Here is a 17711-nt window from a genome sequence, read left to right as displayed (position 1 = left end):
CACTTCTGGGTGAGAGCGCTCTCAGTATTCGACGAATCCCTGGTATGGCTTGCGAAGGGTGCTCGTCGGCATGAAATGAGAGCGCTCTCATTTTGATCTAACTCCATTCACACGCAGCACCACCGACGCATACAAAGGAGTGAACGTGAAGAATTCACGCCACACTAAGACCGCCGCGGCCCTCGCAGGAGCGGCAGCCTTCGCACTTTTGGCAGTGGGGTGCTCTTCCGGAGCCTCCTCGGCCGAGCCGGCATCAAGCGATAACCCGGTGACACTGACCGTCACCACGTTCGGAACCATGGGACTCGACGGCCTGTACAAGCAGTACGAAGCCGATCACCCGGGCATCACCATCAAGGCCACCAACATCGACACCGGCGGAAACGCGCTGACCGATTGGAAGACGAAGCAGGCCGCCGGGGCCGGGCTGCCGGATGTCCAGGCCGTTGAAGAAGGCTGGCTCGGTCAGGTCATGGCCGTCTCGGACTCCTTCACCGACCTCGGCCAGTACGGTGCGGCAGACATCAAGGACCGCTGGGTTTCATGGAAGACCGAACAAGCCACCGACTCAAAGGACCGCGTGATCGCCTACGGCACCGATATCGGTCCGGTCGGCCTGTGCTACAACAAGAAACTCTTCAAGGAAGCAGGGCTTCCCACCGATCGCACCGAGGTTGCTGCCGCGCTGGGCGGGGACGACGCCACCTGGGCCAACTACTTCGAGACCGGCAAGAAATACAAGGCAGCCACCGGCAAATCCTGGTACGACCAGTCCGGCTTCGTCTGGAACTCGATGGTCAATCAGCTGCCCGAGGGCTACTACAAGGCAGATGGCTCGTTGAACATCGAGGGAAATACCGCACTGGCAGAACGCTGGGATGAACTGGCCGGCGGCGCAGCAGCGGGTCTCTCCTCGGGTCAGACTCAGTGGGACTGGGGCAAGGGCAAGGCCTTTGTCGACGGATCCTTCGCCACCTCCGTCTGCCCGGGATGGATGCTCGGTGTCGTCCAAGGTCAGATCGAAGCTGCCGGTGGCAACGCCGACTCAGGATGGGACTTTGCCGATGTCTTCCCCGGTGGTCCCACCAACTGGGGCGGAACCTTCCTGACGGTACCCACTACATCCAAGCACCCGGCCGAAGCTGCCGAACTTGCCACGTACCTGACCGACGCAAAGTCACAGGTCGCAGCCTTCCAAGCAGCGGGAACCTTCCCGAGTGTGACAGCTGCCCAAACCGATCCGGGCGTCACCGGCAGCAATGAATTGAGCAAGTTCTTCAACGATGCACCGGTCGGCGAGATTCTGGCCTCGCGTTCGGAAGGAGTCAAGGCCCAATTCAAGGGAGCCAACGACTCGGTCATTCAGGAGCAGGTCTTCGGCCCGGCAACCATCGCGCTGGATAAGGGAACCGACGGAAAGAGCGCATGGAATGACGCGTTGACCACCTTGAAGAACCTCGACCTCAAATAATCCACCACGCAGTTCGGAGGCTCGGCATACACGTTGTGCCGAGCCTCCGTCCCACTGGGAGAAGAATCTCATGACCAGCATCATCAGCCCGCCTTCGGCGCCGCAGCAAAAGCATGGCAGGCCCGACGCGGAAAGCACCGGTGCCCCCAGCTCCGGAAACAGCCCGCGTCCCTCGCTTCGAGCAAAGTTTGGCGCACTCGACGTTAAGGTATCGCCCTACCTCTACATCGCCCCGTTCTTTATCCTCTTCGCCTTGGTGGGACTTTTCCCGCTGGTCTATACCTTTATCGTTTCCATTAACGACTGGGATCTGCTCTCGGGCGCGGGGGACTGGGTCGGCCTGGAGAACTACGTCACCGAACTCACGGATCCGTACTTCTGGAACTCGCTGTTTAACACCTTCAGCATCTTCCTACTCTCGGCCATCCCGCAGCTCATCGCGGCAACGTTCATCGCCGCCATCTTGGATCAGAATTTACGAGCCAAGACCTTCTGGCGCATGAGTATCCTCCTGCCCTACGTTGTTACTCCGGTGGCGGTGACGTTGATTTTCTCGAGCGCTTTCGACGAAAAATACGGTCTCATCAACAACATCCTGCAACTGCTCAACCTTGATCCCGTCGCGTGGAAGTCCGAGGTTTTCCCCTCCCATATCGCCATCGCCTCGATGGTGAACTGGCGCTGGACGGGCTACAACGCGCTGATCCTCCTGGCAGCCATGCAGGCCGTTCCGCGTGAACTCCACGAATCGGCCGCTCTAGATGGTGCCGGAGCCTTCCGGCGCTTCTTCTCCATCACGTTGCCGGGTATCCGCCCGTCCATGATCTTCGTGATCATCACCGCGACGGTCGGCGGTCTGCAGATCTTCACCGAGCCGAAACTCTTTAATCCCAGCAGCTCGACGCTGGGCGGACCCAACCGTGAATACCAGACCACCGTTTTGTACCTCTGGGACTTGGCCTTCAACCGCGGGGACTTCGGCAAAGCGTCCGCCGTGGCTTGGCTGCTCTTCCTGATCATCATCCTGGTCGGGCTACTGAACTTCCTCATTTCCCGCTCCATTGCCTCCTCCGGTGGCGGTAGGGGCGAGAAAATCGGCCGCGCGGCACGACGTTCAGCACGAAAAAACGCTCAGCTACTCGCCCGCGAAGCCGCGCAGGAAAACTTGAAGGAGCATCGGTCATGAGCCTAAAAACCGCGATACCCCCGGCTAAAAATAGCAACGTTGTACCGGCCAAACCGGGACGCAAGCGTTCCTTCGGTCTGGACCGGCGGCCAGGCTTTCTCACCTATGGCTTGTTGCTCGCCTTCTTCCTCGGCGGGGCATACCCGTTGTGGTGGTCATTTGTCACAGGATCCAGCTCCGGCGGCGCCTTTGAAGGTTCGTTGCCGCCCATCTTCCCCGGCGAGGCCTTCTTGTCCAACGTCTCGGAGGTCTTCACGACCATCGACTTCTGGTCAGCCCTGGGCAACAGCATTATCGTTTCGAGCATCATCACGATTTCGGTTGTCGGATTCTCCACGCTCGCCGGCTACTCCTTCGCGAAACTGCGCTTTCGCGGCAAACAGGGACTGATGGTCTTTGTGATCGCGACCCTGGCCGTGCCAACACAGCTGGGCATCATCCCGCTGTTCATGATGATGAAGCAGTTCGGCTGGACTGGATCTCTGGGGGCCATCATGGTTCCGACGCTGGTCACCGCGTTCGGCGTGTTCTTTATGCGCCAGTATTTAGTGGATGTCATCCCGGACGAATTGATCGAGGCGGCGCGTGTTGACGGAGCCAGCATGATCCAGACCTTCTGGCATGTGGGCGTCCCCGCGGCACGTCCGGCGATGGCGATCCTGGGTCTGTTCACCTTCATGACGGCCTGGACCGACTACCTCTGGCCACTGCTGGTAGCACCGCAAAATCCAACGTTGCAGGTGGCCCTGAGCCAACTGCAATCAGCCAAGTACGTTGACCACACCATCGTGATGGCAGGTGCCGTGATGGCCACCATCCCGCTGTTGCTGCTCTTCGTAGTGGCCGGCAAACAACTTGTTTCGGGAATCATGGCAGGAGCAGTAAAAGGCTAATGAGCATCAACAAATTGCACGACTTTTCATGGCCCTCGGGATTCCTTTGGGGATCCGCAACGGCCGCAGCGCAGATCGAAGGCGCGGCACACCTTGACGGCAAGGAGGATTCCATTTGGGATGCCTTCGCCCGCGTACCCAACGCCATTGCCGGTGGTGATCATCTGGAAGTGGCGGTTGACCACTACCACCGGTACACCGAAGACGTGGGCATCATGAAGAACCTGGGGCTGGATTCTTACCGGTTCTCCACATCGTGGGCTCGAGTGGTTCCCGGCGGCGGAAGCGTTAATGCCAAGGGGCTGGATTTCTACAGCCGCCTCGTTGATGAGCTGTTGGAAGCCAACATCCTGCCGTGGCTGACCCTCTATCACTGGGATCTTCCACAGGCTTTGGAGGAGCGTGGTGGCTGGGCCCACCGCGACACCGCCTATCGCTTTGTGGAATATGCTCAGGCGGTCCACGGCGTGCTCGGGGACCGCGTCACGCACTGGACGACATTTAATGAACCGCTTTGTTCCTCACTGATCGGCTATGCGGCAGGTGAACATGCGCCGGGTCGCCGCGAACCACGTGCAGCACTGGCAGCGATGCATCATCAGCATTTGGCCCATGGCCTTGCCACGTCCGAGTTGCGCGGGCTCGGGGTGGAAAAGATCGGCATTACATTGAACCTGACTAACGCCGTGCCGAATGATCCGAACGATCCGGTGGATCTGGATGCCGCCCGGCGCATCGATGCCCTGTGGAACCGCATGTACCTTGACCCGATTCTGCGTGGTTCCTACCCCGCGGACTTGCTCGAGGACGTGAAAGAGTACGGTCTGGCCGAACTCATTAAGCCCGGTGATTTGGCTGCCATTCACCAACCCATCGATTTCTTGGGTGTGAATCACTATCACGATGACAGTGTCAGCGGTCACCCTGTCTCGGCACAGGCTGCCCCGGCAGTCGTTCCCACCAATAGTCCCAAGAGCTCGCCGTTTGTCGGCAGCGAACATGTCTCCTTCCCCGCCCGGGACCTGCCGCTGACCGCCATGGGCTGGGAAGTGAACCCCGCGGGACTGCGCACCTTGCTGAACCGGTTGAAGGCCGACTATTCAAATCTGCCCCCGCTGTACATCACCGAAAATGGGGCGGCCTATGAGGACACCGTGGAAGCGGACGGTTCCGTGGCAGATAACGAGCGCGCGGCCTACATCCTTGACCACATTGGAGCCGTTGCCGAGGCCATCGAAGACGGGGTGGATGTCCGTGGCTACTTCGTCTGGTCGCTGCTGGATAACTTCGAGTGGGCGTGGGGATACGCCAAACGCTTCGGCATTGTCAGGGTGGACTATGACACGCAGGAGAGAACCATTAAGGACAGTGGGCTTGCCTACGGCAAGCTGATCGCGGCGAGTCGTACACTGGCATAAACCGGATGCCGCGGAATACTTCGTGTTCCGCGGCATTTCTCCGTCGCCGTGACGGAAGAGTCGAGCCGGTAGTTGACAGCGAAAGTGGGAAAAGCGAATGGGCGAGAGCGCTAAACCACAGCCAACGCTGGAATTGGTGGCTGCCCGGGCGGGGGTCTCGCGCGCCACGGTGTCTCGCGTCGTAAATGGCTCCACCAAGGTCAGCGCCGAGGTCAACGAGCAGGTCAATAAGGCCATTGCCGAACTCAAGTACGTTCCCAATAGGGCCGCGCGCTCACTGGCCAATGGGCGAACCAATTCCATTGCCCTAGTCATCCCGGAAAACGCGGCCAAGTTCTTCTCGGACCCCTATTTCGCCACCGTCATTCAAGGCGCTGCCATGTACCTGGCCGACACCGAGTTCACTCTCACCTTGTTGATTGCCACCGAGGCCGACCCCGCCAAGACCGGACGCTACCTTCGCGGAGGCAATGTGGATGGCGCGCTGATCCTTTCGCACCACAGTGATGACCGTTCCTATGTGGAACTTGCCGGCTCACTGCCGATGGTCTTTGGTGGCAGGCCCATGAGTAATGAAAGCGGCGAACTGCACGTGGTTGACGTGGACAATGTCGCCGCTGCCACCACCGCAACACGCACCATCCTGGAATCCGGACGCAGCAGGGTCGCCACGATTGCTGGTCCGCAAAACATGGGTGCCGGGCAGGACCGGCTCCAGGGTTGGCGGGAAGCTTTGGAGCCCGTGGGACTGGCAACGGATCTGATTGAATATGGCGACTTCACCCCACCGGGTGGTGAAGCGGCGATGATTTCCCTGCTCGAGCGGGGAGTGGATATTGACGGGATTTTCATTGCCAGCGCTCAGATGGCCTTTGGAGCGCTGAAGATCCTCCATGAGCGCGGTATCCGGGTGCCGGAAGACATTTCGATCACCACTGTCGATAACGACTCGTATGCGCAAAGTGCTTCACCGCCGCTGACCACCATCGAGCAACCGGCCGAGCGCCAGGGCGCCATGATGGCCCAGCTACTGGTCACGCTGATCGCCGGCGGCCAAGTCCCCGAGCGCACCATCATTAACACGGTGCTGATCAAGCGCGGTTCGCACTAGTCGAAGGCAAGGGGCTGTTGACCTATGGCGGAAGCGTATTCATGACTTGCGTCTTGCTAATGCGCAAGGCCAATAACGAAAATGGCCGCCGCTTTGCCGCGTTAAACGGGACCACTAGCTCCTCAGCACGTGCTTCAAAAGACGAGGAACCCATGAGCAAAATGTTGGTGGAACGGGAAATTACCGAGCCCGTCGTCCTACTGCGAGCCGACGGAACACTGAACCCGGACGCCGTCGGATTCAGCCGAACACCGCTTCACGATACCTCCGGCATTGGTGCCGGCCGTATCGCGTGGGGGAGGAACAAGCGCTGGGAGTATTGGGCAGTTACGACGCCCGAGTACATCATTGCCCTCACGGTCTCATCGCTCGACTATGCGGCAGTGCATGCGGTCATGGTGTACGAACGGTCAACAGGCAAGGTCCTGGAACGCGATGCCGTCGCTCCACTGGCCGGTACCGCCAAGCTTCCTGCCTCGGCCGGGGCAGGCCCCGCCCGGGCGACCACTAAGAAATTGCGGATCGCCATCGACGAGGTGCCCGGCGGCACTCAGTTGCGTGCGAATGCTTCAGGGGTCTCATTTGAGATGATGGCGCATCGTCCGGCAGGCCACCAAGCCTTGGGCGTGGTGGTTCCCTTCTCCAAAAACCGCTTTCAATACACGCTCAAAGATGTAGCAAGACCCGCCACGGGTTGGCTTGAGATAGCGGGTACCCGCCACGAGATCCCCGAGGGCGAGAGCTGGGCAGTGCTCGATCACGGGCGTGGACGCTGGCCCTACAAAATGACATGGAACTGGGGTGCCGCGTCCGGGAAGCTGAACGGCGAAACGCTCGGTCTTCAAATAGGTGGCAAATGGACCGATGGCAGCGGATCCACGGAGAATTCCCTCCTTATCGACGGAACGCTTCACAAGATCAGCGAAGAACTCGATTGGCAGTACAACACCTCCGACTGGTTGGCACCGTGGAGCATTACCGGGGAGAGCGTCCAGCTGAAATTTGAACCATTCTGGGACAGAAGCAGTAGCACCGAGCTGGTGGTGTTCGGAAGTCGTGGTCACCAATGCTTTGGCCACTACTCCGGGTGGGTGCAGGTGGGGGAGCGCCGGATCCAGATCGCGGGGCTGCTCGGCTGGGCCGAGGAGATGCGCAACAGATGGTAGAGCTGAAGCGGCTCTCAGGAGCCCCAGGAATCAAAAAACGTGGCGGCGCTCGCCGGGTGTCCAACCGAACTGTTACCAACGTCGTTAGTGGTCATCTTTACCTAAGAGACCAAACCCGGATGCGGGTTGACGCTCCCCGCGCCGAGCACGCCCTGTCCAGGTTGAGCAGGATTCAAGAAGCAGTCCCGGGCCCTGTGCGCCTAGAGTGAATCTCAAGAGCAAACCAATGAAAGGAAACACCATGAGCACCACCTTCAGTAAAGAGGAAAAGGCAGCGATGCGTGCCGCAGCGGCAGAAGCAAAGGCCGCAAAGCTAGGTGCAGATCTGGAGGCGGCCTGCCTCGGCGCGATTGCCGAGATGACCGGCACGGACAAAGAACTGGCCGAGACCCTGCACCAGATGGTCCAGAAGAACACCGATTTGGGTGCGAAGACGTGGTACGGAATGCCTGCCTATGCCAACGCAGAGGGCAAGGTTGTGGTGTTTTTCCAAAGCGCCGCCAAGTTCAAGGTGCGCTATGCGACCATTGGTTTCCAGCCCGACGCCATGCTGGACGAAGGCAACTTGTGGCCGACCTCCTTCGCCGTCACCGAGCTGAGCGCAGCGGATCAGGACCGCCTTGTGGAACTGCTCAAGAAGGCAGTGAACAGGGCTTAGCCTCCCGACGGTACATCAGCGCCCCTATTAGAACCGGGTGCTGATGTATTGAGCCTGAACTTTCAGCGGAAACATTAGCCCGACTCATGGTGCACAGGAGTTGCTGGACTGTAACGGCAAGACACTGGAGTGAGGGGAACGGCGGCTAGTCGCGCAGTTCTTCCCTCAGCGGTTTTAGCGCCTGCGGGATGGGTGCCTCGACTAGCGAGGGAAACGTGCAGGTGAACTCGCCGCGGTAGCCGAAAAGGAATCCGAAGTGAGGATTACGTACCTGCATCTGTACGGTGAAGACGCCTCGTTGATCATCAAAGCTCTCGTATAAATCTGCCGTGCCGGTGAAAGCGGCAGGAAACGTGAATGCCAGAGGACCCTCATAGAAGCGCTGGGCAGTGGTCTGTAAGTGAAGAGTTCCATCTGCCAGGACGTCGAGCATGAGATCGGTGGCCAGATGCTGGTGTGTGCCAAGGTAGTCAACAATCCGGCCCCGTTGCGGGCTGTACACCATCGTGGCATCGAAGCGGCGCTTTTTGGAACGTGAAACGTTGAGGGTCCGAACAAAAGTAACGGTAGGTCGGGAAAACCCGTCGAGGTAGGGATAGTTTTCGATGGTGAAGCGGATGTTATTTCCCTGATCCGGAAACAAGATGTTGCGGTAGGCGCCTAGTGCCAGAAAGGGCAACGTCCACCAAGCCCCGCGCCGTACCTCCGTAAAGACTCCGCTGCCAATACAGGCATAACCGGATTCCACATCAACGCCGAAACGCTTCTGGAGCATCGGATGCAGACGATGAAAGTCGTCGCCTAATGCCAATTCAAAAATTGAGGCCATTGCTCATCCCGTTTCTTCGTTTGATGACCATGATGCCATCCTCGCACCCCGTCGTATCAACAGGTGGGCGTTACGGGTCTTCGCGGAGTGAGTCCACGGGCAACCATGAAAACGTCTATGGGGTCCGAGGTATCAACAACAAAACCGTGGCGTAGATAAAGCCGCTGTGCCGGGCTTCCTGCCAGCACGTTGAGGCGGAAGGGGCGAGTATCGGCATGCCGCCGCATGAGGTCGGCCAGTACCGAACCGCCCAGTCCCTTGCCCTGATGCTGCGGATCGATGTAGAAGTGTTCGAGCCATTGACTATCTGAGGTTGGCCGCAGGGCGAGGCTTCCCGCAGCAAGTCCATCCAATGTGATGATCTTCGTGTGCTCGGGCCGGAATTCGTTGAGAAAGCGTTGGCGCACACGCACGGGATCGTAGCGATCGAGGCGTTCAAGATCATTTTTCAGCACGACCGCACGTAACTCAGCAATCCATTGTGCGTCGGATTCTGTGGCTGCCCTGAGCTCGAATGGGGTCTGCATGAATCAAGTCAAGTAGAGAATAAGCGGGCGTGCAAGTTGTGGCGATTAACGCGCCAGCGGGTCGTTTCACCCCAAACACCGCTTTCAGATTCGCGCTGTTGAGTTGGTCTACGTGACATGCAAAAAGCCACGATTTCTCGTGGCTTTTTCATTTGGTGCGCCCAAAGGGATTCGAACCCCTGACCTTCTGTTCCGTAGACAGATGCTCTATCCAGCTGAGCTATGGGCGCATATTCTTATTTTGGTAGCAACCTTGCGGTTCGACCTCGAATAACTATACAGACGAATGGGCCTCGTGCAAAATCCGTTGGCACTTCGTGCGGTGTGTCGTTAGGTCACGTTCCATGAAGTATACCGGTCTACGTGTCCTTCGTCACTTAAGGCCTCGGTGAACTCCTGCCCGAAGCCCGAAAAGTCGGGCTTTTTGTTGAAACTAAATCACAAAAGAGGAAATTGGGCGATCTGGATCACAGGAGGCCGCGACCTTGGCCCCCGTAGCATCGACATATTGCAAATTCAGCCCAATGGAGGGAATGGACATGAGCGAGAGCTCGGACCAGAAGGTCATCGACGCAGCACCGACCACGCACGCAAAGCTAGCCGCTTGGGTGCAGGAAGTCGCGGAACTGACGAAGCCTGACCATGTCTATTGGGTAGACGGCTCGCAGGAGGAGAATGATCGCCTCACCGCCGAGCTGGTTAAGTCCGGCACGCTGCAGAAGCTCACGGATCCTACGTTCCCGAATTCCTTCGCTGCCTTCTCGGACCCCAAAGATGTGGCCCGCGTTGAGGAGCGTACCTTCATCTGCTCCGAAGACAAGAAGGATGCAGGCTTCACCAATAACTGGGAAGAACCAGTCAAGATGAAGTCCATGCTGACCGGGATCTTCGACGGTGCCATGCGTGGTCGCACCATGTACGTCATCCCGTTTGTCATGGGTCCGCTTGATGCCGAAGCGCCGCAGTACGGCGTGGAGCTTACTGACTCCGCCTACGTGGTCACCTCCATGCGCATCATGGCTCGCATTGGCGATGATGTGTTGCGCAAGATGGAAACCGAAGACGCGTTCTTCGTTCCGGCACTGCACTCCGTTGGCGCCCCACTGGCTGATGGCCAGGAAGATGTCGCATGGCCGTGCAACGCGGAGAAGTGGATTGTTCACTTCCCCGAGGAGCGCTCCATCTGGTCCTACGGCTCGGGCTACGGCGGAAACGCATTGCTGGGCAAGAAGTGCTACGCGCTGCGCATCGCCTCGGTGATGGCTCGCGACGAGGGCTGGCTGGCCGAGCACATGCTCATCCTTAAGCTCACCAACCCGGAAGGCAAGAGCTACAACGTAGCAGCGGCCTTCCCGTCGGCCTGTGGCAAGACCAACCTGGCTCTCTTGGACCCGACCATTGATGGTTGGAAGGCAGAGACCCTGGGCGATGACATTAACTGGATGCGCATCGGCAAGGAAGGCGAGCTTCGCGGCGTTAACCCGGAATACGGCCTCTTCGGCGTCGCACCGGGTACCGGCTGGTCCACCAACCCCAACGCCATGCGCGCTATCACCAAGGGCAACTCGATCTTCACCAACGTGGCACTCACCGACGAAGGTGGCGTGTGGTGGGAAGGTATGACGGATGAAGCTCCGGCACACCTGACCGACTGGTTGGGCAATGACTGGACCCCGGATTCGGGCCGCCCCGCCGCACACCCGAACTCGCGTTTCTGCACGCCGATCTCACAGGTCGATATGCTGGCCCAGGAGTACTACAGCCCGGATGGCGTAGAGATCCACGCGATTCTCTTCGGCGGACGTCGCAAGACCACCATTCCTTTGGTGACTCAGGCACGTAGCTGGACCAACGGCATCTTCATGGGTTCCACCCTGTCCTCGGAAACCACTGCAGCAGCAGCCGGTGCCGTTGGCGTGGTTCGCCGCGACCCGATGGCCATGCTTCCGTTCATTGGCTACAACGCCGGTGACTACCTCAACCACTGGGATTCGATCGAGTCCAAGGCCAACCCGGAACGCCTGCCCAAGATCTTCTTGGTCAACTGGTTCCGACGTAATGCCGAAGGCGGCTTCGCTTGGCCCGGATTCGGGGACAACTCCCGCGTGCTGAAGTGGGCCATCGATCGCATCGAGGGCAAGGCAGACGCCGTGGAGACCCCGATCGGCTTCGTACCGACCGGCGATTCGATTGACCTGACCGGACTGGATATGACCCCAGCCGAGGTTGAAGCGGCAGTGGCCGTGGACAAGGACGAATGGGACACCGAGCTGGCCAGCATCGAGGAGTGGTACGCCAAGTTCGGCGAGGCACTGCCCGTATCGCTGCGCGGCGAGCTTGACGGTCTGAAGGAGCGCTTGGGCGCCTAATAGCCTCCCAACGCTAACAGTAGACAGTTTAAGGGCTCCGTCATCACCACCTTCACCCGAATTCGGGAATACGAAGGAAGTGCTGACGGGGCCCTGTCTTTATGTCCTACATTGCTTCAAAGGGCAGCCTCATCACCAGCGTTCAGGGCGGAGTGGCCACGACCGCGTCGGAGGTTTAACGCGTGGCTGCTGGAACAATCCTCTAGTGGATGTGTCAGGATGAAAGCATGATTCTTGCGCGTTTGATCCTCGGGCTCTTGAGTTTGTCACCGATGACAGGGTACGAGTTGAAGAAGCACTTCGACTCGTCAATCAATCATTTCTGGAATGCCGACAAGGCCCAGATCTATCGCACCCTGTCGCAGCTGGTGAAGGATGGACACGCCACCGTCACCACCATCGCCCAGGACAACTACCCGGATCGCCAAGAACACCACATCACCGAGTCCGGGCGCCAAGCGCTGGTGGAATGGCTGGGCGGTGACGTTACTGCGCACACCCCGCGGGAACCCTTTCTGGCCCGCGTGTTTTTCGCCGCGGAACTGGACCGCGAAGAGGTGTTGGAATTGATCCAGTCCCGCCGCGGTGCAACACAAGAAGTACTCGACGACTACCTCTCCCAGCGTGAGGATATTGATATGCGAGCAGCAGCTGACCGCCGCAGTTTCCTGATGGCGGCAACCCTCGACAACGGCATCCGCCATGCCGAGGCAGAACTTGAATGGCTTGATGCCGTGGCGGAGTACCTGCCATGAGCCAGAACGAAAACATGTCCGGCAACGATGCGGGAACCGACGAAGAATTTGTTGACCCGATCGAGCCGGATCAGCCAGATACCCAGCCTCCAGCCCCGAAGTCGGGCAAGCCAGCCCGAGCTCCGAAGGTGACTAATCCGAAGCGGGTGCCCAAGGAGAGTAAGGCTCACACCGAGAATCGCCCCGAGGATCCCGCAGCGGTGGGCCAGAGCTGGGAAAAGGACGCGTCGGCGGTTCCCGGCCAGCAGGCGCCCGTCAAGGAGAGCCCGGCACAGAGCGGTGCTGGTGCCAAGGACAAGCGCTCGCCGCATCAAAAGCAGGCGAGGCCCATTAAATCGCCCAAGCAATCTCGGCCCACCGAGCCGCAGCCACCAGCCGCGTCCCACCGCCCAGCCGTGCCGGCCACGGGCACAGTCGGCGCCTCAGTTGAGGCCAAGACTCCACGTGACCCCGGTGGATACCCCGAATTCCATGCGCCGACCCGTGCCCGCAAGGACGGAAAAAGAGCGCAAACGATCGTCTTCCTCCACGGTGGAAACGTGGCGAACTGGAGCTGGGATCCGCAGGTTCGCGCCTTTGGTGACTATGAGGTTCTCACCCCGCACCTTCCAGGGTTCGGAGCGAGGTCGCAGGAAGACTGGGCGGGACTTGATAGTGCCGCCGACGATGTTGCAGCGGTCATCGCTGACGAGGTGTCCAACGGAGGCGCTCACTTGGTGGGCATTTCCTTGGGTGGTGTCATCGCCCTGCGTGTTCTGGCCAGGCACCCCGAACTCGTCGAATCGGTGCTCATTTCCGGTGTGCCGGCGGCCGGGGTCTCTGCCTCGATGCGCACCATGAGCCGCATGCAATTGCGGCTCTTCGGCAGTGAGTGGTATTGGCGCTTCCAGGCCGGCGCCTACGGTATGGTCGCCGATGAAAAGGAACTGTTCACCGAGCATGGCACCCAACTGCGGGCGGATAATATGCGTGCCATCATGGACGAGGTTGATCCGGGTGGCGTTCCCTCCAAGCTCGGGGCCTATCAGGGACCGGCGCTGGTGATTGCCGGTGGCAAGGAACCCAAGTTGGTGGCAAAGTCTTTCCCGGCGCTGGCCAAGGCCCTGCCCCAGGCGCAATTCCGTACCGCGGCCGGAATGCACCACCAGTGGAACATCGAGGACCCGATCCTCTTCAACGCCACCGTGCGCGCCTGGGTCGAAAAGGGCACCGCACACCCGCGGTTGCAGGAGCAGACTACACAGCAGTAGGGAACGTGAAGGCGCATGAGTCGTAAATCTTGCACCGATATGACCCTGTTTACCCAAGAAAGTGGGCGGCCACCGAACATCGGTAGCCGCCCACTTTTTGGGTTTCTGATTCCTCGTTAAGCAGCAAGCCACAGGTCGGGGCCGAAGACCTCGTAGTGGATGTTGGTGGCAGGAATTCCCGCATCGATCGCCTGCGAGCGGACGGCGCGCATGAACGGCAGTGGGCCACACAGGTACAGGCGCGCATTTGCCGGCAGATCGAGGTTGGCCAGGGACATGTAGCCCTCTGTGGCTTCGGTGCCTTCGGCCTTCGCGTTGATGTCCTCGAGCCACAGCTTCAGCTCGGCGTTGGGCAGGGAATCGACCGACTCGAGCATCTGTTTCTTGAGTGCCCAAGCGTCCTCGGTGGCTTCGGCGTGCAGGACCAGGACCTGACGGTCCGAGCCTGCGGCTACCAGGGTGGCCAGTGCGGAGGCGCTGGGGGTGCAGCCAATACCCGCGGTGGCCAAGATGATGGGAGCGCCGGTGGTGTCGATGGTCAGATCGCCGTAGGGGTTGGAGAGCTCAATGACATCTCCGACATTCAGGTGCTGGTGCATGAACGGGGAGACCTCGCCGCCGCCGTCGAACTTGGTGGTGATCACGCGCTCGGTCGTGGAGGTGACCGAATCGCTGAGGGTGTACTGGCGGCACTGGCGCAGTCCGTCCAGCAGCGGGACCCGCACCGAGACGAACTGGCCGGCCTTAGCCACCGTCACCGGGGTGTCATCCGCCGGGACGAAGCGGAAGGTGACCGAACCGGTCCCGGCGGCTTCCTTGGCCACAAGCTTCCAGTTGGTCCAGATCTTGTCGTTGGCCTGCTGCTTGTAGAGACCCTTTTCGATCTTGACCAAGGCATCGGCCATGAGCCAGTAGACCTCACTCCAGGCCTCGGCGACCTCGGGGGTCACGGCCTCGCCCAGATCCTCGACGATGGCGGCGAAAAGGTGCTCGTAGACGATGGCGTACTGTTCCTCAACGATGCCCAATGAGGTGTGCTTGTGGGCGATGCGGGAGAGCACTGCCTCGGGGAGGGTTCCGGGGTTGTTGACCAGGTGGGTGGCGAAGGCGGCGATGGATCCGGCCAGGGCCTGCTGCTGTGTGCCGTTCTTCTGGTTGGAGCGGGAGAAGAGTCCGTCAAGGAGTTCCGGGCGGGCCGCGAACATCCGGTCGTAGAACTTCGGGGTGATGTGGGAGATCCGCTCGCCAATGATTGGCAGCGTGGCTTCGATGACCGGGCGGGACTTGTCGGAAAGCATCTTGTGGCTCCTTGACGAAGGGTGACTCTTATCTTGCATCTGTAATGCAAGATTGATATTTCATTTCTACCGTTAGTAGAACTCGGATGCAAATCGAGTGGCTTCGTGACCGAGACGTGGGGGAGTCTCGGGCGTCTAGAAACCGGGAGGAGTCATCGTTGGGCGGAGCCAAGAACGCCAGGACTGTGAGGTGAAACGCGCCTTTCAGAAACTACGGAAAGAGCGGGAAGGGCAATGACGTGCTTCCCTGCTGCGAGGTGAGGTCTTGGACACGTAGCGCGTCCAACTCCGCATAGAACGCCTCGCGGGCCCGGCGCAGAGCACCACGTAACTTGCACGTGGCCAGCAAGGGACAAGGGATCCCTGCCTCGGAAACGCATTCAACAACGTCCTCACGGACATCCAGATCGCGCATGAGTGCGCCTACTCGTAATTCCAAGCCCACGTTGGTGATTTGTGAACCACCATAACGTCCGCGGGTCACATCGAGGGCTCCGCGATTGCGTAATTCCACGATGGCCTTCGCGACGTGGTTGTAGGGCACACCGATCGCCTCGGCGATATCTTTGGTGGTGACCTGCTGGTCGCGACGGGAGCCGAGAAACATCAAGGTGCGCAGACATACGTCGGCAAAGGCGCTGAGTTTCACGCTTCCATTCTCGCAGGTGTTTGGTCCGAGCGAGATGAGCTCAAGCCCAGCCGCCTAGAATTCGCCCCTCGCCAACATTGCCAATTAAAGACCTGTGGCCCGAAAACGCGTGCTGCGTTACCGGGCCACGGGCCAAATACCAGCGAAGAAACTAGCCCCAGACTTGAATCTGGCCGCCCTCGGCGCTGGGCTCGGAGAACTCCCAGATCCCGGTTTCCGGATCGGGTGCGGTGTACGGCTGCACGATGGCAATCGAAGCCCCATCACGGTGCTCGGCCAAAACGTGGACGGCATCCTTGCCGTCATCAAGCAAGGTGACATCCGAAACGAAGGCCACGGCGTTGAAGGAATCGCGCTGGTCGCTCAGTAGCTGGACCAGGTCCTGCATCATGACTTCGGCATCGATGTCGGCTTCCGGGTCATCCAGGTCCTCGGTCGGCTGAACGGCCAGCAGGCGCAGTTCCGGCTCGGCGTTTTCCTCGGTGGCCGGCTCAACGGCGATGGCGAAGGGCAGGAATACGCCCTGCTCTTCGAGCTGTTCGCGGGCCACACCTAGCGCGGTGCCTAGGACCTTGTTCAGCTCCGCCTGTGCGGCGGCGTCGAGTTCGGTGATCTTGTTTTCTGGGGTGCTCATGCGTTGCTCCTGACGATCTTCAGAACTCCGTCACGGACGAGTTCCATGGTCTTACGGTCGACTGCTTCTCCATTAAAGCGGAGGAAGGGTTCGGTATTGGATGGGCGAAGGTTGAACCAGAAGGAACCGTCCGTGGCTGTTACGGTGGTGCCGTCCATGGTGCTTACGTCTACCGGTTCGCTGGCGTAGGCGGCCAGCACGCGCTGAACGGCGCCGGCTTTGTCTTGAACCTCTGAGTTGATTTCGCCCGAGGAGACATACGGCTCGTACTCGGCAGCAAATTCGCTCAGCGGGGTTTGCTGGTGACCCAGCGCAGCCAAGACGTGCATCGCAGCCAGCATGCCGGTGTCAGCATTGTAGAAGTCGCGGAAGTAATAGTGAGCCGAGTGCTCGCCGCCGAAGACCGCTCCTTCGTCGGCCATGACGGCCTTGATGAAGGAATGCCCCACGCGGGTGACCACCGGGCGCCCACCTGCTGCCACCACTGCCTCGGGCACAGCGCGGGAAGTGATCAAGTTGTGAATGATGACCGGAGTCTGTTCTCCGGCCCCCTGGGCGCGAGCGATCTCGCGCACTGCCACCAAAGCGGTGATGGCGGAGGGGGAAACGGGGTTGCCCAACTCATCGATCACGAAACAGCGATCGGCGTCGCCATCAAAGGCCAGACCAATATCGGCGCCGTGCTTGACGACGGCAGCCTGCAAATCGCGCAGGTTCTCCGGCTCCAGAGGGTTAGCCGGGTGATTGGGGAAGGTGCCATCAAGTTCGAAGTACAGATCAACGATCTCCAGGGGAAGACCCGGCAAGATCGCATCCCCCAGCACCGCCGGGGTGGTGAGCCCACCCATGCCATTGCCGGCGTCAACAACCACCTTCAGCGGGCGAATGTCAGATAGGTCTACCAGCGAGCGCAGGTAGGCGGCGTAGTCGGCCAGCACATCAAGCTGCGTGGTGGTACCTTCCGGAGCCTCGGTGGATACCGGCAAACCCTCATCGAGGTAACTCTGAGCCAGGTCGCGGATCTGATAAAGCCCGGTGTCAGAAGACACCGGCACGGCGCCGGCCTTGGACATCTTGATGCCGTTATAGCCCGCTGGGTTGTGGCTGGCGGTAAACACCACGCCGGCACAATCCAGCGAACCTGCGGCGAAGTACAGCTCGTCGGTGGAAATGAGCCCCAGCATCTTCGGGTTCGCACCACGGTAAGCGGCTCCGCGGGCAAAAGCCGCGGAAAACTCGGGTGAAGATGGTCGCATGTCACCGCCGATGAGAACGTCTTGGCCGGCCAGGCCCAACACGTCAACAAATGCGGCACCAATGGCCTCTACTGCCTCGGCGGTAATGGTGGCCCCGACGATGCCGCGCACGTCATAGGCCTTGAAGGACTCAGAAAGATCAATTTCCACATTCACACTGTTGAGCTTATCCGGTTGGCGCGTCACGGCAGGGATTTGAGACTGCGAAGGTGAGTAGTTACATAGGGGCCTGACGCGGCAG

Annotated in this window: 16 protein-coding genes and 1 tRNA gene; 10 read left to right on the top strand and 7 right to left on the bottom strand. The window is 59.8% G+C overall.

Annotated features, from left to right (window positions below; translation table 11 throughout):
- The first annotated feature begins 145 nt into the window (after positions 1-145).
- From HED64_RS18285 to HED64_RS18255, 7 genes are all read left to right on the top strand, one after another.
- Entirely contained in the window at positions 146-1471 is a 1326-nt protein-coding gene (locus HED64_RS18285; protein WP_168153394.1) for an ABC transporter substrate-binding protein, read from the top strand.
- Between the two features lie 70 nt (positions 1472-1541).
- Positions 1542-2657, top strand: a complete 1116-nt coding sequence (locus HED64_RS18280) for a carbohydrate ABC transporter permease (RefSeq protein WP_168153393.1) — start codon at positions 1542-1544, stop codon at positions 2655-2657.
- Positions 2654-3550, top strand: coding sequence for a carbohydrate ABC transporter permease (locus tag HED64_RS18275; RefSeq protein WP_168153392.1), 897 nt, complete (start codon positions 2654-2656; stop codon positions 3548-3550). The genes HED64_RS18280 and HED64_RS18275 overlap by 4 nt, the downstream gene beginning before the upstream one ends.
- Positions 3550-4968: a GH1 family beta-glucosidase gene (locus tag HED64_RS18270; RefSeq protein ID WP_168153391.1), complete on the top strand. Its 1419-nt coding sequence runs from the start codon at positions 3550-3552 to the stop codon at positions 4966-4968. Before HED64_RS18275 ends, HED64_RS18270 begins: the two co-directional genes overlap by 1 nt.
- Before the next feature lie 97 nt (positions 4969-5065).
- Positions 5066-6079 carry a LacI family DNA-binding transcriptional regulator gene (locus tag HED64_RS18265; protein ID WP_168153390.1) on the top strand — a complete coding sequence of 338 codons (1014 nt, stop codon included), beginning with the start codon at positions 5066-5068 and terminating at the stop codon, positions 6077-6079.
- Between the two features lie 152 nt (positions 6080-6231).
- Positions 6232-7245: a DUF2804 domain-containing protein gene (locus tag HED64_RS18260; RefSeq protein WP_210149965.1), complete on the top strand. Its 1014-nt coding sequence runs from the start codon at positions 6232-6234 to the stop codon at positions 7243-7245.
- Between the two features lie 241 nt (positions 7246-7486).
- Positions 7487-7903, top strand: coding sequence for a hypothetical protein (locus HED64_RS18255; protein WP_210149963.1), 417 nt, complete (start codon positions 7487-7489; stop codon positions 7901-7903).
- Between the two features lie 145 nt (positions 7904-8048).
- Here the strand turns inward: HED64_RS18255 and HED64_RS18250 are convergent, their stop codons facing one another.
- The 3 genes from HED64_RS18250 to HED64_RS18240 form a co-directional block, all read right to left on the bottom strand.
- The gene (locus HED64_RS18250) at positions 8049-8732 is read right to left on the bottom strand and encodes a DUF4166 domain-containing protein (RefSeq protein ID WP_168153388.1); all 684 of its coding nucleotides are present in this window, start codon (positions 8730-8732) and stop codon (positions 8049-8051) included.
- A gap of 56 nt (positions 8733-8788) precedes the next feature.
- The gene (locus HED64_RS18245) at positions 8789-9259 is read right to left on the bottom strand and encodes a GNAT family N-acetyltransferase (RefSeq protein ID WP_168153387.1); all 471 of its coding nucleotides are present in this window, start codon (positions 9257-9259) and stop codon (positions 8789-8791) included.
- Positions 9260-9412: 153 nt separating this feature from the next.
- Positions 9413-9489: transfer RNA gene (locus tag HED64_RS18240), tRNA-Arg, on the bottom strand.
- A 309-nt stretch (positions 9490-9798) separates the two neighbouring features.
- On the opposite strand from HED64_RS18240, the gene HED64_RS18235 reads away from it, so the two are divergent.
- The 3 genes from HED64_RS18235 to HED64_RS18225 all read left to right on the top strand — a co-directional run bounded on the left by HED64_RS18235 (position 9799) and on the right by HED64_RS18225 (position 13633).
- Entirely contained in the window at positions 9799-11628 is a 1830-nt protein-coding gene (locus HED64_RS18235) for a phosphoenolpyruvate carboxykinase (GTP) (protein WP_168153386.1), read from the top strand.
- Positions 11629-11855: 227 nt separating this feature from the next.
- A complete protein-coding gene (locus tag HED64_RS18230; protein ID WP_168153385.1) occupies positions 11856-12383 on the top strand; it encodes a PadR family transcriptional regulator in 528 nt (175 codons plus the stop codon).
- Positions 12380-13633: an alpha/beta fold hydrolase gene (locus HED64_RS18225; protein WP_168153384.1), complete on the top strand. Its 1254-nt coding sequence runs from the start codon at positions 12380-12382 to the stop codon at positions 13631-13633. The genes HED64_RS18230 and HED64_RS18225 overlap by 4 nt, the downstream gene beginning before the upstream one ends.
- A gap of 116 nt (positions 13634-13749) precedes the next feature.
- Here HED64_RS18225 and HED64_RS18220 read toward each other — a convergent pair whose 3' ends face one another.
- The 4 genes from HED64_RS18220 to HED64_RS18205 form a co-directional block, all read right to left on the bottom strand.
- Complete coding sequence (locus HED64_RS18220; protein ID WP_168153383.1) at positions 13750-14931, bottom strand: globin domain-containing protein; 1182 nt, start codon at positions 14929-14931, stop codon at positions 13750-13752.
- Positions 14932-15142: 211 nt separating this feature from the next.
- Positions 15143-15580 (bottom strand): RrF2 family transcriptional regulator, encoded by a 438-nt coding sequence (locus HED64_RS18215; RefSeq protein WP_168153382.1) that lies wholly within the window; start codon positions 15578-15580, stop codon positions 15143-15145.
- 151 nt (positions 15581-15731) lie between these two features.
- Positions 15732-16214, bottom strand: coding sequence for a hypothetical protein (locus HED64_RS18210; protein ID WP_168153381.1), 483 nt, complete (start codon positions 16212-16214; stop codon positions 15732-15734).
- Positions 16211-17626 carry a phosphomannomutase/phosphoglucomutase gene (locus tag HED64_RS18205; protein WP_168153380.1) on the bottom strand — a complete coding sequence of 472 codons (1416 nt, stop codon included), beginning with the start codon at positions 17624-17626 and terminating at the stop codon, positions 16211-16213. The genes HED64_RS18210 and HED64_RS18205 overlap by 4 nt, the downstream gene beginning before the upstream one ends.
- Positions 17627-17711 lie beyond the last annotated feature (85 nt).

The sequence above is a fragment of the Paeniglutamicibacter terrestris genome (genome assembly GCF_012271785.1).
Lineage (GTDB): Bacteria > Actinomycetota > Actinomycetes > Actinomycetales > Micrococcaceae > Paeniglutamicibacter > Paeniglutamicibacter terrestris.
Note: the sequence above shows the minus strand (reverse complement) of the source record. Positions and strands in the feature narration are given on the sequence as shown.